8 protein-coding genes and 9 pseudogenes are annotated in these 22,130 nt (G+C 73.2%); 2 read left to right on the top strand and 15 right to left on the bottom strand.

Going from position 1 to position 22,130, the window contains the following annotated elements; genetic code table 11:
• Positions 1–86 precede the first annotated feature (86 nt).
• The 3 genes and pseudogenes from BJF83_RS21365 to BJF83_RS21355 all read right to left on the bottom strand — a co-directional run bounded on the left by BJF83_RS21365 (position 87) and on the right by BJF83_RS21355 (position 2,735).
• A pseudogene (locus BJF83_RS21365) lies at positions 87–984 on the bottom strand (transketolase family protein).
• Positions 985–994: 10 nt separating this feature from the next.
• Entirely contained in the window at positions 995–1,708 is a 714-nt protein-coding gene (locus BJF83_RS21360; RefSeq protein WP_075927711.1) for a thiamine pyrophosphate-dependent enzyme, read from the bottom strand.
• Between the two features lie 82 nt (positions 1,709–1,790).
• A complete protein-coding gene (locus BJF83_RS21355; RefSeq protein ID WP_075927710.1) occupies positions 1,791–2,735 on the bottom strand; it encodes a 4-(cytidine 5'-diphospho)-2-C-methyl-D-erythritol kinase in 945 nt (314 codons plus the stop codon).
• 260 nt (positions 2,736–2,995) lie between these two features.
• On the opposite strand from BJF83_RS21355, the pseudogene BJF83_RS21350 reads away from it, so the two are divergent.
• Positions 2,996–4,914, top strand: a pseudogene (locus tag BJF83_RS21350) (protein kinase).
• A 207-nt stretch (positions 4,915–5,121) separates the two neighbouring features.
• Here BJF83_RS21350 and guaA read toward each other — a convergent pair.
• The 10 genes and pseudogenes from guaA to BJF83_RS21305 all read right to left on the bottom strand — a co-directional run.
• Positions 5,122–6,702, bottom strand: coding sequence for a glutamine-hydrolyzing GMP synthase (guaA, locus tag BJF83_RS21345; protein WP_075927709.1), 1,581 nt, complete (start codon positions 6,700–6,702; stop codon positions 5,122–5,124).
• Between the two features lie 127 nt (positions 6,703–6,829).
• A pseudogene (galE, locus tag BJF83_RS21340) lies at positions 6,830–7,848 on the bottom strand (UDP-glucose 4-epimerase GalE).
• Positions 7,849–8,034: 186 nt separating this feature from the next.
• Positions 8,035–9,006 (bottom strand): annotated as a pseudogene (locus BJF83_RS29835) (endonuclease/exonuclease/phosphatase family protein); the annotation flags it as partial.
• A gap of 908 nt (positions 9,007–9,914) precedes the next feature.
• Positions 9,915–10,319, bottom strand: a pseudogene (locus tag BJF83_RS29830) (lamin tail domain-containing protein); the annotation flags it as partial.
• Positions 10,320–10,632: 313 nt separating this feature from the next.
• Positions 10,633–12,371: pseudogene (locus BJF83_RS21330) on the bottom strand (AAA family ATPase).
• Complete coding sequence (locus BJF83_RS21325; protein WP_075927708.1) at positions 12,368–13,426, bottom strand: methyltransferase domain-containing protein; 1,059 nt, start codon at positions 13,424–13,426, stop codon at positions 12,368–12,370. The pseudogene BJF83_RS21330 and the gene BJF83_RS21325 overlap by 4 nt, the downstream one beginning before the upstream one ends.
• Positions 13,427–13,482: 56 nt before the next feature.
• Positions 13,483–14,517, bottom strand: coding sequence for a hypothetical protein (locus BJF83_RS21320; protein WP_075927707.1), 1,035 nt, complete (start codon positions 14,515–14,517; stop codon positions 13,483–13,485).
• A gap of 165 nt (positions 14,518–14,682) precedes the next feature.
• Positions 14,683–16,934: pseudogene (locus BJF83_RS21315) on the bottom strand (TRAP transporter permease).
• Positions 16,935–16,974: 40 nt separating this feature from the next.
• Positions 16,975–17,418 carry a DUF1850 domain-containing protein gene (locus tag BJF83_RS21310; protein ID WP_316042334.1) on the bottom strand — a complete coding sequence of 148 codons (444 nt, stop codon included), beginning with the start codon at positions 17,416–17,418 and terminating at the stop codon, positions 16,975–16,977.
• A gap of 166 nt (positions 17,419–17,584) precedes the next feature.
• Positions 17,585–18,601: pseudogene (locus BJF83_RS21305) on the bottom strand (TAXI family TRAP transporter solute-binding subunit); the annotation flags it as partial.
• Between the two features lie 267 nt (positions 18,602–18,868).
• Here BJF83_RS21305 and BJF83_RS21300 point away from each other — a divergent pair.
• Complete coding sequence (locus tag BJF83_RS21300; protein WP_394329371.1) at positions 18,869–19,834, top strand: TAXI family TRAP transporter solute-binding subunit; 966 nt, start codon at positions 18,869–18,871, stop codon at positions 19,832–19,834.
• Here BJF83_RS21300 and BJF83_RS21295 read toward each other — a convergent pair.
• Both BJF83_RS21295 and BJF83_RS21290 read right to left on the bottom strand, forming a co-directional pair.
• Positions 19,813–21,305 (bottom strand): annotated as a pseudogene (locus tag BJF83_RS21295) (ATP-binding protein). The gene BJF83_RS21300 and the pseudogene BJF83_RS21295 sit on opposite strands and share 22 nt — an antisense overlap.
• A gap of 67 nt (positions 21,306–21,372) precedes the next feature.
• Entirely contained in the window at positions 21,373–22,122 is a 750-nt protein-coding gene (locus BJF83_RS21290) for a response regulator transcription factor (protein ID WP_075927705.1), read from the bottom strand.
• Positions 22,123–22,130: the final 8 nt, after the last annotated feature.

Genomic DNA, 22,130 nt, shown 5'->3' with positions numbered 1-22,130 from the left:
CATCCCCCGGGCCGTGTGGCCGCCAAACGCCCGATCGGGCAAAGGGCGGGCCCCGGGGCGCACCACGCGGGCCCCGGGGCCCTGGCTCAGACGAGGAAGAACTCCCGCGCGGCCCCGGCGATCCCCCGCGCGTCGAGCCCGTGGGCTCGCGCGTGCTCCGCCGGGGTGCCGTAGGCGCGCACCTCCGTGTCCCGCGCGACGCCCAGCCCCAGCTGGCGGTGGCGGCGGTCGACGAGGGCCGCGGCGACCTCGTGGGCGGACGTGCCCCGTAGGTAGGGCTCGACCACCAGGACGTCGGCGTTGCCCGACGCAGCGACGAGGGTGCTCAGCCCCTGACGGTCGAAGGGGCGCACGGCGGCGGCGTAGGCGACCGTGACGTCGAGGTCGGCGGTGGCCTCAAGGACGCGGTCGAGCATCGGCCCCACCGCCACCACCACGCCCGCCGCACGGCCGGACCCCCTGCGCACGACCTCAAGCCGGTCCGACACCGGCCGCGCCGCCCGGTTGCCCGTCCCGGACAGCCGCACGTACACCCGGTGGTCCCCGGGGATGGCGGCGGCGAGCGCGTCGCGGACCTCGTCGGGGTGGCCCGGCACGTACACGGTCCACCCGGGCAGGGTGTCCAGGAGCGCGACGTCCCCGGGCGCTGGTGGGTGCGGCCCTCGACGGCCGCATCGTAGGACCCGCCGATGCTCACCAGGACGGCACCCGTGTCCTGGTGTCCGAAATCCAGCTTGATCTGCTCGAACGGCCGCTCGACGAGGAAGGGCGCGTAGCTGTGCACGATCGGGCGCATGCCGGTGAGGGCGAGCCCGCCCGCCACGCCGATCATGGCCTGTTCGCGGATGCCGACGTGATCACGCGGCCCGGATGCCGGGCTGCGGCCCGCCCGAAGTGCCTGGCGGAGATTTCGGCGAGGACCAGGGCCGTGCGCGGGTCGTCGTCGAGGGCGGCGTTGACGGTCGTGACGAGGGCCTCTCGCATGGCCGTGCTCCTAACGTTTTCCGGGGCGGACGCGGACGACGACGGCCAGGGGCCGGAACGGGTGGGGTGCGGTCAGCGCCGTGTGCAAGGCGTCGTGGTCGCGCCCGTCGACCTCGCGGGAGACCCATCCCTCGGCCTCGAACCTGGCGCCGATGCCGCCGGGCCACCCGTGGGTTGACGAGGCGTTGTCGACGACCACCGTGGTGAGCGACTCCAGGCGTGTCCGGCCGGCCACGGCGATCGCCTCGTGGTTGCTGCCCTCTTCGAGTTCTCCGTCGCCGACGAGCACCACCACCCGGGGCGGTCGGCCGTCGGCCCGCCGGACGTTGCGCGCGCGCAGCCCGAGCGCCGTGCCCAGCGCGAGCGGCAGCCCGTGGCCGAGCGAACCGCTGCCGATCTCCACACCGGGGACGAGCACGCGGTCGGGATGGTGGCCGAGCGGTGAGTCGAACGCCCGCCAGCCGCGCAGGGTGGGCACGTCGAGGAAGCCCTTGGCGGCGAGCACGGCGTAGTAGGCGACCGGTCCGTGTCCCTTGGACAGCAGGAAGCGGTCGCGGGCGGGATCCTCGGCGGTCTCGGGGGTGACGGTCAGGACCCGGTCGTAGAGGACCCACAGGACGTCGAGGGTGGAGTTGGCGGCGCCCTTGTGCTTCTCGTCGCCCTTCATGAGGCCGATGAGCGCGGGCAGGTCGGCGTAGCGCGAGAGCGTGGCTGTGGTCGTCATGCGACCCAGTGTTCAAGCTCAACGAAGGTTGAGGTCAAGGGCGGAGCGACACCCGGGGCGGCCGATCAGGCGGTGACGCGCGTCATACCACGGTCGCTCCGGGGACGTCCCCGGAGCCCGCGGACACGCACGAGTCCACGCCCGCGGCCTCCACCGCGCGCACGACCGCGGCCTCGACCCCCGGCGTGGCCGCGTCGTCCTCATCGCCCACCAGGAACGCGCAGGTCGGCCCGGATCCGGACACCAGGGCTCCGATCGCGCCAGCCTCCCGGCCCGCCGCCAGGACGCCCGCCACATCCGGGCGCAGCGACAGCGCCGCCCGCTCCAGGTCGTTGGTGAGCACCGCGCCCAGCGCGGCGGCGCCCCCGGCCGCCAGCGCCTCCCGCATCGCGGGCGAGGGCAGCGGCGCGGGCGCGTCCGGCCGCAGCCGGTCGTACTCGGCGAACACGCGGGCCGTCGACAGCCCGCGCGAGGAGAGCGCGAACACCCACCGGTACCGTCCGGGGGCCGCGAGGGGCTCCAGGATCTCGCCCCGGCCCGTCCCCACTGCGGTTCGGCCCAGCAAGGGGAAGGGGACGTCGCTGCCCAGTCGTGCGGCCAGGTCCGCAAGGTCGGTTTCGGGCAGTCCGCATCCCCACAACCGGTCGCAGGCCACGAGGGTCGCGGCCGCGTCGGCGCTGCCCCCCGCCATCCCCCCGGCCACCGGGATGCGCTTGTCCAGATGGATCTCGACGGGGGACCCCTTGCCGGTCTCCTCCGCGAGCAGGACGGCCGCGCGCGCGGCGAGATTCGTGGCGTCGAGCGGAACCCCGTCCAGGTCGACGCGCGTCCCACCGGACGCCGAGAGAGTCACGAATCCCGGCTCCTGACGCGGAGGGGCCTCCTTGACGGTAACCTCGTCGAACAGTGAGACGGCGTGGAACACGTTGACGAGCGCGTGGAACCCGTCCTCACGTCTGGGCCCCACCGCCAACTGGAGGTTCACCTTCGCGGGGACCCGCACGGTTACGGTGGTACTAACGGTCACGAGTCCCCAATCGTAAAGGAACCCCCTACCTTGCGTGAACACCTGCCCCACCGGGGGAACCGGTGTGTTTCGCGCCCGTCGCCGACGGGATCACACCCGTCGGCGCGAACCGGGGACCGCGAGCGGGGATCAGTCACCTCTGTCATGTCAACCACCGCCCCTCCCCCGAACGAGCCGAAACGCCGCGCGGGTGGGAATCAGGGCACAAACACCGCTACCTTGGGGCGAGGCGGAGTTTGGACACCGTCGGGGAGGGTCGCTTGCCGTCGGATGAGCTCCCGAAGAACCTGGAACCGCTCGCAGCCGGAGATCCGGCCACCATCGGTCCCTACGTGCTGTCCGGGAAGCTGGGCAGCGGCGGCATGGGCACCGTCTACCTCGGCAGTGCCCCGGACCGCAACCAACAGGTAGCGATCAAGGTCATCCGCCCCGAGCTCGCCTTCGACGAGCGACCCGGGCGCGGTTCCGCGACGAGATGGAGAACGCCCGCAAGGTCGCCTCCTTCTGCACCGCCAAGGTCCTCGACCACGGGACGTTCGAGAACCGCCCCTACATGGTGACCGAGTACATCGCCGGAACCGCGCTCGCCGAGCACATCGCCGAGAACGGGCCGCTGGACTCCTCGACCCTGCACGGCTTCGCCCTGGGCGTCGCCGCGGCGCTGGCGGCCATCCACCGCACCGGGCTCGTGCACCGCGACCTCAAGCCGGCGAACGTGCTGTTGTCGCTCTCCGGGCCCCGCGTGATCGACTTCGGCATCGCGCGCGCGATGAACACCGCGACCAACCACACCCAGACCGGCATCGTCATGGGCAGCCCCGGCTGGATGGCGCCCGAGCAGCTGCTGGAGGAACAGGTCACCACCGCGGCGGACATCTTCGCCTGGGGCTGTCTGGTGGCCTTCGCGGGCAACGGCGCCCACCCGTTCGGCAACGGCGACGCGATGACGCTGGGCAAGCGCGTGCTCTTCGCCGAGCCGCAGATCGGGAACCTGGACAGCCCGCTCGACCGGCTCGTCCTGCGCGCCCTGGCCAAGGAGCCGGGCCGCCGCCCCACCGCCCAGGACCTGCTCCTGGAGCTCACCGGCGGTGAGGACAGCACCAACCCGAACGACGTGGTCTCGCACGCCCTGCACCAGTCGTGGCGGCCGAACCTGCCCCCCGTGCCGCCCGGCGGCCCCCGACCGGGCATGGGCCGCGCACAGCAGACGATGACGGGCATGCGGCCCCCGCCGCCCGGCCACTACCAGTCCGCCCCCATGCCGCCCCAGGCCCACCAGACCGGCAACTTCCCCCGCCCGCAGGCTCCGCCGCTCGGGCGGCCCGCCGCGCATCCCTCGGGCCCGCCCCAGGGGAACGCGCCCCAGCCGGGCGGCCAGAGCGCGCCGCACCGCCCCGCCCCCGGCCCCGCGCAGCCGCACCCGGCGTCCACCGGGCCGATCCCCATGGTGCCGAGCGCCGACCAGCAGGGCCCGCGCCCCGGTCCGCAGCCCTACGTGCCGCCGGTTCCGCCGCCCCCGCACCAGCCGGCCGCGCCGGGCCGCCGCAGGGGGATCGTCGTGGGCCTGGCCGTGGGCGGAGCCGCGCTCCTCATCGTCATCGCGGCGCTCCTGGCCGTGGTGTCCACGCTCAACGGGACCGCGCCCTGGTCGAACGCCGGAGCCGACGCCGACCAGGGCCAGGACGCCCCGGACGAGCAGGCGCCCGCCGACGGCGAGAACCAGCCCGAGGACAAGGGGGACGAATCCGGGGCCGGGACGCCCGTGAGCGTGCCGGTCCCCTCCGCCGACGGCATGGTCGAGTACGAGGTCCTGGGCGTGGACTGCGACCGGGATCCCGCCGAATACCGCCCGCGTTCCGTTCCGGTGCAGGGAGGCGACTACTGCTTTGTCCGGATGGAGATGACCAACCGCAGCGACGAACGGCTGAGCTTCCTGTTCGACCAGCAGTTCATCCAGGTCACGGGCGGCGGCGACGGCCCCTACTCGGCGCAGCGGCCCACCCAGGAGGAGAGCGAGACGGTCAGTCTGTGGGACGAGGACGGCGTCCCTCCCGGAGCCACGGTCGGAGGCGAACTGGTGTTCATCGTCGCCGAGGAGGAGGAGCCGACCGCGGTCCAGTTGACGCACCGCACCGGCGAGGACCGCACGGTGATCTCCATCATGCACCTGATCGACTGACCCCGCGACGAACGACGACGGGCCCGGCACGGAACGCGTACCGGGCCCGTCGTGGCGCCGTGGGTCCCGCTTCGGCTCGGCCCGCCCGGGGGAGGCGCCGTTCCGCGGCGGGCACCACGGACGCTTCGGCGCGGTCTCGTCGTCAGGCGCCCCGGCCGCGCCCGAACGACACCCCTCGGGAACCGTTTCGGGCGACGGGATCCGGCCCTACTCCCACTCGATGGTGCCCGGGGGCTTGCTCGTCACGTCCAGGGTCACGCGGTTGATCTCGCGGACCTCGTTGGTGATGCGGTTGGAGATGCGGGCGAGCACGTCGTAGGGCACACGCGACCAGTCGGCGGTCATCGCGTCCTCACTGCTGACCGGACGCAGCACCACGGGGTGGCCGTAGGTGCGGCCGTCGCCCTGGACGCCGACCGAGCGGACGTCGGCCAGAAGAACGACCGGGCACTGCCAGATGTCGCGGTCCAGCCCGGCACGGGTGAGCTCCTCACGGGCGATCGCGTCGGCCTCGCGCAGGACCTCCAGCCGCTCGCGGGTCACCTCGCCGATGATCCGGATGCCGAGGCCGGGGCCGGGGAACGGCTGGCGCCACACCATCTCGGGGGGCAGGCCCAGCTCCTCGCCGACCTTGCGCACCTCGTCCTTGAACAGCTCGCGCAACGGCTCGACCAGGGTGAACTGGAGGTCGTCGGGGAGTCCGCCGACGTTGTGGTGCGACTTGATGTTCGCGGTGCCGGTGCCGCCGCCGGACTCGACGACGTCCGGGTAGAGCGTGCCCTGTACGAGGAACTCGACCTCGGCGCCGTGCTCGCCGGACTCGGCGACGACCTCACGCGCGGCCTGCTCGAAGACCCGGATGAACTCCCGGCCGATGATCTTGCGCTTCTCCTCGGGGTCGGTGACCCCGGACAGCGCCGCCAGGAAGCGGTCCTCGGCGTCGACCACCTTCAGGGTCGCGCCGGTGATCGCGACGAAGTCCTTCTCGACCTGCTCGGCCTCGCCCTTGCGGAGCAGTCCGTGGTCGACGAACACGCAGGTGAGCTGGTCGCCGACGGCACGCTGCACCAGGGCGCCCGCCACGGCGGAGTCCACGCCGCCGCTCAGGGCGCAGATGACGCGCTTGTCACCGATCTCCTCGCGGATCCGCTCCAGTTGCTCCTCGACGATGTTGAACATCGTCCACGTGGGGCGGCAGCCCGCGCCCTCGTACAGGAAACGGCGCAGAACGTCCTGGCCGTGCTCGGTGTGCATCACCTCGGGGTGGAACTGCACGCCGAACAGGCGTCGCTCGGTGTCCTCGAAGGCGGCGACCGGCGCTCCGGCGGTGCTCGCGGTGGTCCGGAAACCCTCGGGGGCGCGGACGACGGAGTCGCCGTGCGACATCCACACCAGGAGGTCCTCGGGCACGCCCTCGAAGAGCAGGGAGTCGGTGCTGGCCGACAATTCGGTGCGGCCGAACTCACTCAGGTCGGTGCGGTCGACCGTGCCGCCCAGGGCCCGCGTCATGGCCTGGAAGCCGTAGCAGATGCCGAAGGTGGGCACCCCGGTCTCGAAGAGCTCGGCGCCCACGTTGGGCGCGCCCTGCGCGTAGACCGACGACGGGCCACCGGACAGGATGATGGCCTTGGGGTTCTTCGCGAGCATCTCCTCGACCGGCATGGTCGAGGGCACGATCTCGCTGTGCACGTGGCATTCCCGCACACGCCGTGCGATCAGCTGCGCGTACTGCGCGCCGAAGTCCACGACGAGGACGGTGTCGAACGTGCTGTCAGCACCAACGGACACGACGGAGGACCTTCCGCAGAAGTACAGGGATATACGCCCAGTCTAGGGCGTCTCCCACGGACGACGCCCCGGCCGCCTTCCTGCCGACGGGCTCGGCGGGAGGCTTCGACCGGGTGCGCCGTCGCGCTCAGCGCCCGGCGCCGAACCCGCCTGGGTTGGCGGACTGCCAGCGCCAGGCGTCGGCGCACGCGTCCTCGACCGTGCGCACGGCCTTCCAGCCCAGGTCGTGCGCGGCGGCCGACGGATCGGCGTAACAGACGGCGATGTCGCCGGGGCGGCGGCCGACCACCTCGTGGGGGATGCGGACGCCGGTCGCGCGCTCGAAGGCGCGGATGCTCTCCAGGACCGACGTGCCGTGGCCGGTGCCCAGGTTGTACGTGCGCCACCCCGGGGCGTCGGCCAGGTGGGCGAGGGCGGCGAGGTGGCCGCGGGCCAGGTCCACGACGTGCAGGTAGTCGCGGACTCCGGTGCCGTCGGGGGTGTCGTAGTCGTCGCCGAACACCCGGAGGCGGTCGCGGCGCCCGGCGGCGACCTGCGCCAGGTACGGGAAGAGGTTGTTGGGCACGCCCTGCGGGTCCTCCCCGATCAGGCCGCTGGGATGGGCGCGATCGGGTTGAAGTACCGCAGCGCGATGACCCGCCACCGCGGGTCGGCGACGGCCAGGTCGCGCAGGACCTGTTCGGCGAAGAGCTTGGTGGCGCCGTAGGGGTTGGTGGCGCTGAGCGCCCCGTCCTCGGTGATCGGGCTTCGCTCGGGGTCGCCGTAGACCGTGGCCGAGGAGCTGAACACGAGGTCGCGGACGCCGTGCTCGTCCATCGCCTCGGCCAGGGTGAGCAGGGCGTCGAGGTTGTTGCGGTAGTAGCGCAGCGGCTGCTCGACGGACTCGCCGACGGCCTTGAGCCCGGCCAGGTGGATGACGGCGTCGACTCCGTGTTCGCCGAGGACGCGGCGCAGGACGGCCGGGTCGGTGCAGTCGCCCCGGTGGAACGTGAGGGCGCGGCCGGTGATCCGCTCGACGCGCCGCAGCGCCTCACCGTGGCTGTTCACCAGGGAGTCGAGGACCACGACGTCGTGTCCGGCGTCGAGCAGCTCGACGGCGGTGTGGGTGCCGATGTACCCGGCGCCGCCGGTGAGGAGTACGTTCATCTCTCGCTTCCCCAGGGTCGAGGTGTGCCCGCCGCGCCGCGGGCGCCACCCAGGATAGGTGCGCCCGCGTACACCGGCCCCGCTAGCGGCGACCGCACCTGAGGTCGAGCCACAGCACCTGCGGTCGTGGTCGCTGACCTGGTCGTGGAACTCGGAGTTGATCCGCACGACCTGGTAGTCCGTGCGGTCGGCCAGGGCGGCGTTGACCAGGATGTGGTCGAGCGCCTGGGAGTTGCCGTCGAAGACGTAGTTGTACCGCTCGTTCTCGGGCAGGTCCGTCATCGGGTTGGTGAGTGGTCCGTCGCCGGTGAGGATGTCGAGGGTCGGCGAGAACTGGAAGTCGTTCAGGTCGCCCATGACCACGACGTTGGCGTCGGGGTCCGCCGCGAACAGCTCGTCCGTGAACTCCCTGACCAGGCGGGCCTGCGCGTTGCGCTGGACCTCGCTCGGCCGCTCGGGCGGCTGGACGACCCCGTGCAGGGACTGGTCGCCGCCCTTGGAGTTGAAGTGGTTGGTGACCACGAACAGGTCGCGGCCGCGCACCCGGAACTGGCCGACGAGCGGCTTGCGGCTGGAGTCCCACGCCTCGTCCTGCGGGGCGATCCGACCCGGGGAGACGCTGAGCTGGGGGCCGCGCCGACCCTCCACGACCTCGACGGGGGTGGTGGCGTCGCCGCCGGGCGCGTCGACGAAGCGGACGTGGCGGGGGTTGAAGAGGAAGACGTTGCGGATGTTTCCGCCCGGCTGGCCTCCGTCCTGGCCGTCGACGGGGTCGATCTGGCGCCAGACGTAGCGGGGGCCGCCCTGCTCGTGGATGGCGCGCGTGAGCCGACGGAGCGTGAGGTCGGCGCCGACGGAGCCGTCGTCGACCGCGCCGTTGTCGTCCTGGATCTCCTCCAGTCCGATGATGTCCGGGGAGCCGAGGTACTCGACGACGCCCCGGGCGAGCTCGTCGAACTTCGCCTGCTCGTCCGCGCCGTCGAGGTTCTCGACGTTGTAGGTGGCGATGGTGGTCTCCTGCGGCGCGGCCTCGCGGACGGGTTCGCGCTCCAGGTCGCCCGCGGCGAGCTCGCCCAGGGCGGTCGCACGGATGACGAAGCCGCCGAACCGGCTGTAGTAGAGCGGCCCCTCGGTGACGCCCGTGAGCGTGTCGCCCACGTTGGCTGGGGGAAGGGGTGGACGTCGCTGTCGAGCAGCGACTCGATCTTGATCCGCCCGGAGTTGGGGTCGTCGTAGGAGCTGTAGAGGGCGCCGCCGTTGACGGTGGCGTCGTCGTCGGGATCCGTGGTCACCCACAGTGCCGAGTAGGGGTCGGTCGCGTCGATGACGGGGGCGTCCTCCACCCGGACGCGCATGTGCTCGTGGGCGGCCCAGAAGTCGAGGGCGTAGGTGTCGGGAGCCAGGTCGAGGTCGGTGATGTCGCCGCCGTGGTCGGGCGCGTACGTCTCCGGGACCACGCCGGAGTCCAGCTGGACCGCGTCGGGCACGGGGTTGCCGGACGACTCGACGGTCCACCGCGCTCCGGAGAGCTGGGTGATCGTGTGCGCGTCCGTCTGGGGCAGGTACTCGGCGACGCGGCCCCCGACCAGGACCTCGTCTCCGACGGCCACGTCGGGGGTGGTGGATCCGGTGAAGACGAAGAGCCCCTCGCTGGTGCGCGGGTCGCCGTCGCCCTCGGGGTCCTGGAACCAGAAGCCCTGGGCGGAGCCGAAGGCGTTGACCGCCGTGACGACGCCCGGCACGCCGCTGACGTCCCGCCCCACGAACGGGGAGGTGCGGGTGGTGCCCTGGACGTCGTGGACACGCAGGTCACCCGGCTCGCCGGGACCGTCCGGGTCGCCGGGGCCGTCGCCGACGGTCTCCCCGTCGGCGTTGACGGGGGTCGGGTCGCCGACGGTGAGATCGGCGGCGTTGTCGCCGGTGTCGGTGAAGGCGTCGTCGCGCGCGGCGGAGGCCGTGTTGCCCAGCCCGGCGATGGGCGCGCCCTCGTGGATGACGGCGTCTCCGTAGCCGACGATGTCGACGACGCCCTCCTCCCCGGCACACTCGGCGGCCGTCCGGCAGGCGACGGGGTCGGTGCCCTGGACGAGGAGGACCGCGCCCGACTGTGCGGACATGGCGGTGCCGCCGTCGGCGTCGGGGGCGGGAAGGTCGGTGTCGCCGCCCGAGCCCTGGCCCTGGCGGACGAGGTAGTGGCCCCCGGCGTCGACGGATCCTGTCAGCTCGGTGACCTGGGCTCGGGTGCCGGAACTCGGACGGGCGGGGAGGTACTGCACGCTCCAGCCGTCGAGGGCGACGGCGGCGTCGGCGGGGTTGCCGAGTTCGACGAAGTCGTGGCGCAGCTGGGCGCCGCTGTTGCCGCCGCCGCCGTAGACCTCGCTGATGACCGGCGTGGTGGACGCGGCGGCGGCGGGGACTGCCGTGCCGAGGGTGGTGGTTAGGAGGAGGGCCGCGGTGGCGGAGGCCGACACGAGCACACGTCTGGACGGCGACCTGGGGGAGGTGGGGATCACGCCTGCTCCGATTTCCGATATGTGAGGGGGATTGCGGGGTTGTCTGCTTTGCGGGCGTGCACATCATCGCCCCCGCGCAGGTCCGCGCGGAAGAGCAGGCAGGTAAAGAAGGTGACACACGAGGCGAATTGGTGGGATATGACGACAAAGCAGGAGGCAATTGGTTGTGTGATCCTCCGAAGCACAGGTGCCCCCCGACACACCACGGCCCCGCCCGACGCATCGGGCGGGGGTGCCCGACGTGGGCACGCGCTGCGCTTCGGCTCGCCCGTCACAGCCGCGGGTCGACCGGCTCCGACTCCAGGGCAAGCACGGCGAACACCGCCTCGTGCACCCGCCACAGCGGTTCGCCCCGGGCATGCCGCGCCAGCGCCTCCAACCCCAGTTTGTGCTCGCGCATCGCCAGCCCCGTCTTGCGTCCCGGCGAACGGCGCGCCTTCAGCGCCGCCAACCGCTCCGGCTCGGTGTAGTCGGGGCCGTAGACGATCCGCAGGTAGTCGGGCCCGCGCACCTTCAGTCCCGGCTGGGCCAGACCCTCGCACGCCCGTGCCCGCGCCCCCAGCACCGGCTTGACCACCATGCCCTCGCCGCCCACCGACACCAGCGCCCGCCACCACTCGACGGCCGCGTCGCATCCGGCCGGGTCGGTGGTGTCCACGACTCCGCCCTACCGGTCGTCGGCGCGCGCGGCGCCTGGGGCGTGAGCGGTCTCGCCGGCTCGCACCACGTGCGCTCCGCCGCCACGTCGACCAGTTCGCGCTCCGGGTAGCGCAGCGCGGTGAGCCGCCCGCCGAACACGCAGCCGGTGTCCAGGCAGATCGTGTTGTTGAGCCACTCCGCCTCGTGCGTGGGCACGTGCCCGTACACCACGGCGGCCCGGCCCCGGTAGTCGCGCGCCCACGGCAGGCGGACGGGAAGCCCGTACTCGTCGGTCTCGCCGGTCGTGTCGCCGTACAGGGCGAAGGACCGCACCCGGCCGGAGGCGCGGCCGTGGTACTCCTCCTTCAGACCGGCGTGCGCGACGACCAGCTTCCCGCCGTCCAGGACGAGGTGGCTGACCAGCCCGTCGCAGAACTCCAGCACGCGTGCGCGAAACTCCTCGCTCTCCCGCCCGAGCTGCTCCATGGTCTCGGCGAGGCCGTGCGTGTGCCGCGCCTTGGCGCCCTTGAGCACGCGCACGAGCTTGTTCTCATGGTTGCCCGGCACGCACAGCGCGTCCCCATCGGCGACCATGCCCATGACCAGCCGCAGCACACCGGGGCTGTCGGGCCCCCGGTCCACCAGGTCCCCCACGAACACGGCGGTGCGGCCCCCGGGGTGGCGCGCGCCGACCGGCCGTCCGTGGTCGTCGCGCGCGATCGCGTAGCCCAGGCCACCGAGCAGCTCCTCCAGCTCGGCACGGCAGCCGTGCACGTCGCCGACGATGTCGAACGGCCCGGTCAGCTCCGTGCGGTCTGGCCAGGCGCGCTCCAGTTCGACGCGGACGGCGTCGATCTCCTCCGGGCCGCGCAGCACGTGCACCTCGCGGAATCCCTCGCGGGTCAGCCGCTTGAGCCCCGACTTCAGGTCGCGGCGCTGCCGCCGGACGACGTGGTCGCCGAAGTCCCGGTCGGGGCGCTCGCGGTTGCGGCGGACCGCCGTCGACTCGGTGACGTCGAGCACGATCGCGGTGGACAGCACGTTGTTGTCCTTGGCGATGCGCACGAGCCGTTCGCGTGCGCCCGGCCGTACGTTGGTCGCGTCCACGACGGTCAACAGGCCCCGGCGCAGCCGGATGTCGACGATCGTGTGCAGCAGGGCGAAGGCGTCGCTGCTCGCGCCCTGGTCGTTGGGGTCGTCGCTGACCACGCCGCGGCAGTGGTCGGAGCTGACCACCTGTGTCGGGAGGAAGTGGCGGGCCGCGAAGGTCGACTTGCCCGAGCCCGACACCCCGACGAGCACGACGAGCCCCATCGCGGGGACGCCGAGCACGCGTGGCTCCGCGACCGCCGCGGTCTCGATCTCGCTCATCGGGTGAAGACTCCCATCTGGGTCGGGGCGCCGGTCTCGGGGTGTTCGGGGCCCACCGGCAGGAAGCGGACCCGGTAGCCGCGCCGCGACGCGACGCCCTCGGCCCACGCGGTGAACTCGGCGCGGGTCCATTCGAAGCGGTGGTCGGCGTGGCGGAAGGCTCCCTCGGGCAGACCCTCGTAGTGCCCGTTGTACTCGGCGTTGGGCGTGGTGACCACCACGACCCGGGGTTGGGCCGCCCCGAACACGCTCTCCTCCATCGCGGGCAGGCGCGACGGGTCGAGGTGCTCGACGACCTCCATGAGCACGGCGGCGTCGTGGCCCGCGAACCGCGCGTCCCGGTACACGACCGACCCGACCAGCAGCTCGGGCCGCGCGGGCCGACCCCCCTCCCGCGTCCCCCCGGCGGCGCCGGGCAGCGGCCGATGGCGACCGCGCCCGTCCGGGTGGCAGCCCTGGCACACCCTGCGGTGCGCGCGTTCGAGGCTGACGGTGCTCACGTCCACACCGGTGATCCGCTCCAGCGCGCGGTCCCGGACCAGGCGGTCCAGCAGCGCTCCTGACCCGCACCCCAGGTCGATGACGCTGGTGGCGTGCTCGGCCTCCAGCACCGCCAGGACGGCGCCCGCGCGCTGCTCGGCCAGGGCTGGTCCGCGCTCCTCGGACGCCGGGTCGTCGGCCTCCTCGTCTGCGGCGCGGTCGTCGGCCTCGGCCAGCCGCGTCAGGGCGGTGCGCACGTACCGGTCGCGCCGGTTGAGGTAGCGGCGGGTGATCCAGCCGCGTTCGGGGTGCGCGGCCAGCCAACCGGGACGGTCGTTGACGTACTGGGCGAGCGCGAAGTCGGGCGTGTTCACCGACGTGCGTGAGCGCAGCAGCGACCGCGGGTCCACCTCCAGCATGAGTGCCGCGGTGCACCGCTCCTCGCTCGCCTCGGGGTAGAAGACGTGCGCCGTGCCGAAGGACTGCTCGAAGCTCTGCGCCCTGTCGGGATGCTTGTGCAGCAGGAAGCCGAGGTCCGTCGCCGGCGTCGCCGTGGTCGTGATCGTCAGTAGCACCCCTGCATTGTGGACGGGGCAGCGCTGACCGGACCACCGCTTTTCCGGCGGGGCGGTCAGACCGGGCCGTGCTCCGGGGCGGTGCGCGGGTCCACTCCGACCAGCGCCATCGCGTGTGCGGCCCCGGCCCTGGGGTCGCCGAAGAACGACCACGGCAGGTCGCAGTAGAACCGGCCGACCGCGCCCAGGTGCCACCGCGCCGCCTCGGCGACGTCGGCCCGGTGGAAGGCCCAGCCGAACAGGTGGTGGGCCTGGACGTCGCGCTCGTGCGGGACGGCCGTCGTCACCCAGGCGCGGGCCGCGTCGAACAGTTCCCGAACCGGCTCGCCGTGCAGGCGGCCCAGGGACATGCGCGCGATGTAGTCGAAGGAGCCCTCGGCGGCCATCCGCTTGTGCTCGGCGCGCAGGTGCTCGGCGTGGGCGAGGGCCAGGACGGCGGGAAGCGGGCTGCCCTCGGGGGCGCCGTCGGCCGCGGCGCCCGCCACCGCGAACATCTCCTCGGTCGAGCCGCCCCGGGTCGGGGACACGGCGCGGACCCGGATCAGGTGCGCGGGGAACAGGTGCGGCGCCCGGTCGGTCACTTCGCCCCAGAGCCGGTCCTTCTCCTCCCGGTCCGCTCCCAGCCCCATGGCGGCGGTCTGGAGGGCGACCCAGGGAGCGGCGTCGTCGGGACGCAGGCGCGCGGCGGCCTCCAAGGGGGCGCGGGCCTCGACGAGCGCCGCCTCCAGGGCCTTGCGGTCCGCCCGGCCGGTGTCCGCTCCCCCGGCGGGCTGGGCCGCGGCCCGCGCCAGCAGGGTGTACCCGAGCCACAGCAGGACGTCGGCCTCGTCGGCGTCGCTCTCGGCCAGGGCGGCGACCTCCCCGATCCGGCCGACGGCGGCGCGCCCGAGCGCCTCGGCTCGGTGCACGCGGGCCTCGGGATCACCGCGGTCCTCACCGAGCAGGGTCAGCCCCGCCGCGACGCCGCCCTCGCGCACCGCCTCGCACCCGGACCTGAGGACGGGGTCGGTGCCGAACGCGGCCGACACCAGCGCCGCCTCGATGCCCGTGCCGGTCGGCACCCGTCCAGGAGTCCGTCGGAATCGCCACATGTGTGTTCATCCTAGGGGGCGCCGTGCATCTTCGCGCCTGCGCTTCGCCGCGCCCGCCCGCCGCCCACCACCCTCGACGGACGCCTTCGGCACGGTCTCAACCTCACACACCCTGGCGCGCCCGAACGGCGAACCCCCTGGGGAGCCGATTCCAGGAGACACGACCTAGTCGTCCCCCGACGCCCCGCCGTCCGGCCGGGCCCGGACCGCGTCCCGCGCGGCGGACCGCTCGTCCAGACCGCGGCGGCGGCCGAGGACCTGCGCCGCGACGAGCACCACGCCCAGCACCGATCCGGCCAACACGAACCATCCGGCCTCCACCGGCGTCCCGAGCACGCTCACGGCGAGCGCGCTCCACTCCGGCGCGATCATGACGAACGCCGCGGCCAGGGCGAGCCCGACCCGCTCCAGCAGCGTCGTGCGCCGCAGGAAGTGACCCTCGATGGCGATCGCCGACGCCGCGAGCGCCACGCACCCGCTCAGCACCGCGACCACCAGGTCCGTGAGGGGGCCGTCCACCCTGAGCAGCGCGGAGTAGGCCATCATGACCGGGATCAGATAGAGCCCCTTGGCGAACTTCCACGCCGCCGCGCCCGCCCGCATCGGCTTGGCACCCGCGATCCCCGCCGCCGCGAACGCGGCCAGCGCCACGGCGGCGTCACGTTGGAGTCCTGGCTGTACCAGTACACGATCATGTGCGCCACCAGCACGGCCAGCCCGAGCTCGCCCAGCGCGGGCACGGCCAGGACCGAGATCACCACGTAGGAGGCGGTCACCGGCAGGCCGAAGCCCATGATCAGGGACGCCACCGCGACCATCACCAGCGTCAGCAACAGGTTGCCGGCGAACACCGTCACCAGCACGTTCGAGAGCGTCAGGCCCAGTCCTGTCAGGCCGACCATCCCGACGATGATCCCCGCCACCGCGCACGCCACCGACACCGGGACGGTGTTGCGCGCCGCGGTGACGAACACGTCGAGGAAGTCGCTCGGCGACAGGCGGCTGCTCGCCCGCAGCATCGCCACGGCCAGCAGAGCGCCGCACGCGTACAGGCCCGCCTGCGTCGGCGGCACGTACTGGAGCAGTAGGACGATGAGCAGCAGCAGCGGCAGGAGGAAGTGCCAGCCCGCCGCCAGCACCAGGCGCAGTCTGGGCAGGTCCTCGCTCCTGGCGACCCCGATGCCGTGCTTGCGCGCCAGGATGTCCACGAACAGGAACATCACGCCGAAGTACATGAGCGCCGGGATGATCGCGACCTTGACGATGTCGGCGTAGGCGATCCCGGTGCGCTCGGCCATGATGAACGCGCCCGCACCCATGATGGGCGGCAGGATCTGCCCGCCGGTCGACGCCGCGGCCTCGACTCCGGCCGCGTCCTCCTTGCGGTAGCCGACCCTGCGCATCAACGGGATGGTGAACGGGCCGGAGGTGACGACGTTGGCGATCGCGCTCCCGGACACCGAACCCATCAGCGCGCTGGCCAGCACCGCGCCCTTGGCGGGTCCGCCGACCATCCGCCCGGTGACCACGTAGGCCAGCCCGACGAAGAAGTTGCCGCCGCCGGTCTTGCTGAGCAGCGCCCCGAAGAGGATGAACACGAACACGAAGGTCACGACCACCCCGAGGGTGAGTCCGTAGATCCCGTCGCCCAGGTAGGCGTGCGTGGAGATGCGCTGGATGGTCGCTCCGGTGTGCCCGAACTGGCCGGGGATGAGCGGCCCGATCCACGCGTAGTAGACGAACGCGACGACCAGCACCACCATGATCATCCCGACCGCCCTGCGCGTGGCCTCCAAGAGCACGATCATGAGGACCAGGCCCAGGATCCAGTCCAGTTCGGTGTAGGCGCCCGCGCGCGCGTTCAGCTCGTCCTGGTACACGATCGGGTAGACGCTGGCCACCACGGCCGCGGCGAGCAGCACCAGGTCGAGTACCCCGCCGATCCCCGCCAGCGTCCGCCGGGCGGCCCCGTCGCGCGGGTCCCGGTCCCCGCCCGCGGCGGCCCCGCGCCGGGGCACCAGTGCCCGGACGAGCCGGACCGCCGAGAACCGCGACGTCGCGTCCAGGTCGAAGGGCCGCATGAGCAGGAAGACCATCACCATGACGAACAGCAGGTGGACGATCCGCTGCTGGCGCGCGTCCAGCCCGGCAAAGAGCGCGACGTAGAGCTGGAAGAGAGTGAGGCCGATCGCGAGGAGGGCCACCACCGCGCCGACCGCGGTCGCCGCCCGGCCCTCGCCCCACCGTTCGGCGGCGACCGCGCGCCACACGGGGCCGTCGCCCCGGTCCCGGCCGTCCACGTCCGGGAGGACGTCGGCGGCCCTGCCGGTGCGTCCGGTCCGGGCGCCGAACCCGGCCCCTTCCCCTGTGTCGTGGGGCGCGCCCTCCGGACGCACCGCCGTCGGGGTCTCATCCATGGTCTTTCCTCGGGATTCTCAGCGGGGGGCTCGGGGCGTGTCAGCACTCGGGCCGCGGGGCGCGGCCGAGGAGTGACTGGAGGGTGGACACCCGCACGGGGGCGACGACCACGCGGTGCGCGGTCAGGCACGGGGAGAGCCGGACCTCGGCGTCGGACGTGCGCAGGCGGTGGTCGACCGCGGCCGAGCCCGGGCGCAGCACCATCTCGGCGCCGACGTCGCGGTCCATGGCGTCGACGACCCACCACTCGCCGTCGGCGCGGGCCTCCCCCTCCCCGGGGATCTGGCCCATGCCGGCGCCGTACTGGACGCTGCGGGTGGACTCGGCGACGAGGCGGCCGTCGCGCACGGTCAGGTCCTCCTCGATCGGCAGGCCGTCGATGGAGTGGACGTAGGCCACGGTGAGGGTCTCGCCCTCGGCGAGCGGGAGGTGGCCGATCACGGTCCCGTCGTCGATCACGCGGAGCGCGGGCACAGTGGCCACAGCAGGGCGGCGGCCCCGGCGACGACGGCGAGCGCGCCGCCCCACAGCACCGCGGCCCGCGGGCGCGGGTGTCTCCGGCGCCCGCGGATGGCCGGTCGGTCGGGTCGGATCGGACGGCCATGGGGGGTGTCCTAGCCCTGCGTGTCCGCGCCGGTGTCCGCCACCAGTCGTCGGGCAGCTCGACGCCCTGCTCCTCGTAGAAGCGGGCGGCGCCGGGATGCACCGGGACGGGGCTGTTCAGGATGGTCTCGGGGACGAGGTACTCCTCGGCCGGGGCGTAAGCGTCCAGGACCGCGTCGACGTGCGCGAACAGCGCGGCGGTGACGTCGTAGGCCTGGTCCTCGTTGAAGTCGCCGCTGACCACCAGCAAGTTCCACACGGCGATGGTCGCGACGTCCTCTTCGACGCCCTCGTAGGTGCCGCCGGGGATGGTGTGCTCGGTGTAGTTGCTGGACCCGGCGGTGATGGCGGAGCGCTCGTCGTCGCACATGTTGACGAGGGCGATGTCCTCGGTGGTGGCGAGCTCCGCGAGTCCGGCGTGGCCCTCACCGACGACCCAGGACCCCGCGTCGAGCTGGTCGTTGCGCAGCGCGGTGTCGGTCTCGGCGTACCCGAGCTGTTCGATCTCGATGTCGCCCATGGACATCTCCAGGGCCTCGAACACGGCGCTGGTGGTGGCCGCGTTGCCGCTGCCGGGGGCGCCCACCGAGTAGCGGGTGTCGAGCACGTCGCGGAAGCACTCCAGGCCCTTCTCCTCGGCGGTCGCCGCCAGGGTGACCGTGTGGAAGACGTTGGGGTAGAGCACGCCGAGCGCGTAGGACTCGACCTGGCTGTTCTCGAACTCCGCGAGTCCGGCGAACGCCTGACCGGCGGCGTCGCCCTGGACGATGGCCATGTCGGCCTCACCGTTGCCGAGGAGGCGCAGGTTCTCGACCGAGGCGCCGGTGGTCTCGGCCGAGGCGCTCTGGCCCTCGATCTCGTCGCCGATGATCGTGCTGAGCACACCCCCGATCTGGAAGTACACACCGGTGGTGCCGCCGGTGACGATGCTGAGCTGGTCCCGGACGGCGCCTTCGCCGATCGGCGTCTGCTCCTCGGCTGCTTGGTCGGCGGGCTGTGCGCAACCCGCCAGCAGGAGAACGCTGACGGGCAGGGCGGCCAGGGACGGCAGGGCGCGTCGCATGGTCGAGTCCTCTCGGAATCCTTGGGGGGTCGGTGCGGAGCGGGAAGGACGCCGGAGGATTCCCCCGGGGGGCTGGCCCGAGGATGGGGAACCGACTCCGGCGGGAACCGCCCCACGCAGCAACCTAGTGACAAGCCGTCGGCGCGGACAGTATCCGCGCCGGGTTTTGAGGTTCAGCTGAGGTTCCGTCCGTGTTGCTATCGTCTGACCATGGTGTGGGCGGGATGTCACGATTCGTGGTCGATGATGCGGGCCACCGTGACGGGTGTGCTCCTTGGCGCTCTCCTCACGGGTTCACTCCCGCCACATGAAAACCCACTGCAACTGTCGGTCGGCACCGGCGGCGAGGGCGGCGTCTACTTCGACTACGGCTTCGGTCTGGCGAGCGCCGTGCTCGCCCGCCCCGATGAGACGGAGATCGTCGCGATCCCCACCGCCGCCAGCGTGGAGAACAACCGGCTGGTCGCGACCGGGTCCGTGGACGCCGCTTTCACCCTCGCCGACGTCGCGGCGCTCGCGGTCGCCGGGGAGCCCCCGTTCGACGCGCCGCTGCCCGTCACGGCCATCGCACGCCTGTACGACAACCACACCCACCTGGTGGTCCGCGCCGACGCGCCCCACACGGAGATCGCCGACCTGGAGGGCGGCACCGTGTCACTGGGCGCGAGCGGCTCAGGCACCGAGATGATGGCCGAGCGGCTCCTCGCGCTGGCGGGTCTGGACGAGATCACCAAGGCGGAACGGACGGCCGGAGCCGCGGGGGTGGTCCCGATCCGCCTGCCGATCGGCGAGTCCGCGCGCGCCCTGGAGGAGGGGCGGGTGGACGCGTTCTTCTGGTCGGGCGGCCTGCCCACCCGGGCCGTGGCCGACCTCGCCGCGCGCACGCCGATCCGGCTGGTCGACCTGGCGGAGTTCGTCCCCCCGCTGGTCGCGGAGTACGGAGAGTTCTTCACGGAGATGCCCGTCCCCGCCGGAACGTACGAGGACGTCGCGGCCGTGCGCACGATCGGGGTGCCGAGCCTGCTGGTGGTCAACGGCAGCATGCCGGACGAGGTGGCCGGGGATCTGACGCGGCTGCTGTTCGAGTCGCGCTCGGACCTGGTGGGGGTCCATCCGGTGGCGTTGCACCTGAACCCGCGCTCGGCGATCGCCACGCTTCCGGTGCCGCTGCACCCGGGCGCGGCGGCCTACTACCGCTCGATGAAGTACGCCTACGACACCTCGGGCGCCTGACCCGCCGCCGCCGAGGTCCGCGTCGTGTCGGCCGCCCTCTCGCCCGCCCCGCCCGCCGTCGCGTCGACCGGGAGGCGCACCCGGGCGTCGATCCCGTGCGGGCCGCGCGGCCGAAGGGTGAGCCGGGCGCCCTGGAGCTCCAGCAGCGTGACGACGATCGACAGTCCCAGCCCGCTGCCGCCGACCCCGTCGTGCCCGTCCCTCCAGAACGGCCGGACGGCGTTGACGAGCTGTTCCTCGGTCAGCCCCGGCCCGTCGTCGACCACGTGCACGTCCACGTACCCAGGGCCCGAGCCGTCCGGGCCGGCGAACGGGCCCCGCACCCGCACCGTGATCCGCACGCCCTCCCCGCCGAACTTCAGGGCGTTGTCGATCAGCGCGTCCAGCGTCTGGTCGAGCGTCCCCTCCACGCACCTGACCCGCACGCCCCGCACCCCCTCGGCCGCCAACACGGCCCCGGCCCGTTCGGCGATCGGCGACCACGCCGCCACCCGGTCCTCGGCGACCTCGGCGACGTCCTCCCACACCGTGGAGTGGTCGGTGTCCTCGGTCCGGGCCAGCGTGAGCAGACCGTCGCAGACCCGCGCCAGGCGGTCCACCTCGTCCAGGGCCAACCGGTGACCCTGCCGACCCTCCGGCGGCAGGTGCCGGGCGAGGGAGTCCACCCGCAACCGCAGCGCCGCCAGCGGGTTGCGCACCTGGTGCCCGGCGTAGGCGACGAACATGCGCTGCCGTTCGATCATCGTCGTGATGGTGTCGGCCATCTGGTTGAACGACTCCGCCAGCCGACGCAGTTCGGGCGGCCCCGCGGCCGTGCGCACCCGGGTGTGCAGGCTGCCCCCGCTCACCGCCCTGGTCGCCCCGTCCAGGTCGTCGATGGGCCGCAGCACCCAACGGGTGAGCGGCCCGGCTGCGGTGATGCCCGCGACCATCAGCGCGGTGACCCCGGCCAGGGCCACACTCCACTGCGCGAGCGTCGCCCGCCGCAGCGCCGCCGTCGGCGAGGCGGTCACCGCGGCTCCGACGACCTCCCCCGCCCCGCCGACGGGCTCGGCAACGACCAGCGGGCCCTTCTGCCACGGCCAGACGACGGTGTCGGCGCCCATCCGGTTCCCGGCGAGCGCGGTGCGCACTCGGACGGGAGCGCGGCGTCGTCCTCGGCGGAGGAGTCGAGGTCGGCCAACGTGAGGCCCTCCCTGGACGCGGCGACCACGGTGCCGTCCCGGTCGACCACGAGCGCCCTGATCCCGTACAGCCGGTCGTAGGCGACCAGTTCACCGGTCAGGCTGCCGGCCGACCCCGTGACCACGGCCGGCTCGGCCAGCCCGGCGAAGCGCGCGGTGTCGTTGATCCGGTCCAGGAGCATGGCGGAGGTCCCGCGCGCGGCGATGCTCCCGCACAGCGGCAGGGCCAGTCCCAGGCATCCGGCGACCAACAGGGTGACGTACACGATCGCGACGCGTCGGCGCACCGTTCACGCTCCCGGCGGGCGAGTCCCGCGTGCACGCACCCGCTTGTCCCAGCACACCCGGTCCGCGCTACGCACCCGGCACACCGGCCGCTCCCGGCACGCCCCCGGCCCCCTCACGGCCCGAGGACGCGACACGGTCGGTCGCCACGGGCCGCGTCTCCGGAACCAGGCGGTACCCGACGCCGCGCACGGTCTCGATGAGCCCGGGCACGCCGAGCTTGGAGCGCAGGGTCCCCACGTGCACCTCCAGAGTGCGGCGGGTACCCTGCCAGGCGGTCTGCCACACCCGCAGCAGCAACTGCTCGCGCGGGACGACCGTCCCCGCCTCCCGGACGAGGACGGCGAGCAGGTCGAACTCCTTGCGGGTGAGGTCGACCGGGACGCCCGCGCACGTGGCGGTGCGCGCGGCCGGATCGACGGCGACCGCTCCCGCGCTGAGGATGGGTCCGCCCCGGCGCGCGGTGCGCCGCAGCACCGCCTCCATCCGCGCGCACAACTCCTCCAGCGCGAGGGGTTTGACCACGTAGTCGTCGGCGCCGGAGCGCAGACCGCGCACCCGTTCGCGTCGGTCGCCCCGGGCGGTGACCATGATGATGGCGGTGTCGCCGCCGTCGGGGCGTTCACGCATGCGGCGGCACAGGTCGATGCCGTCCATGTCGGGCAGCCCGAGGTCCAGCAGGACGATGTCGACGGGCGGGGCGGCGAGCGCGGCCTCGGCGGTGCGCACCTGTTCGACCGTGTACCCGTGGCCTTCCAGGGCGCCCGCGAGGGCGTCGGCGAGCCTGACGTCGTCCTCGACGAGAAGCACCGTGATCATGGGGGTCC

The organism is Nocardiopsis sp. CNR-923, from assembly GCF_001942255.1.
GTDB lineage: Bacteria > Actinomycetota > Actinomycetes > Streptosporangiales > Streptosporangiaceae > Nocardiopsis.
Note: the sequence above shows the minus strand (reverse complement) of the source record. Positions and strands in the feature narration are given on the sequence as shown.

Coding starts and splice junctions, on each gene's coding strand:
- BJF83_RS21320 (WP_075927707.1), bottom strand. CDS start 14,517: ATGTGGCGATTCCGACGGACTCCTGGACGGGTGCCGACCGGCACGGGC.
- BJF83_RS21360 (WP_075927711.1), bottom strand. CDS start 1,708: ATGACGACCACAGCCACGCTCTCGCGCTACGCCGACCTGCCCGCGCTC.
- BJF83_RS21290 (WP_075927705.1), bottom strand. CDS start 22,122: ATGATCACGGTGCTTCTCGTCGAGGACGACGTCAGGCTCGCCGACGCC.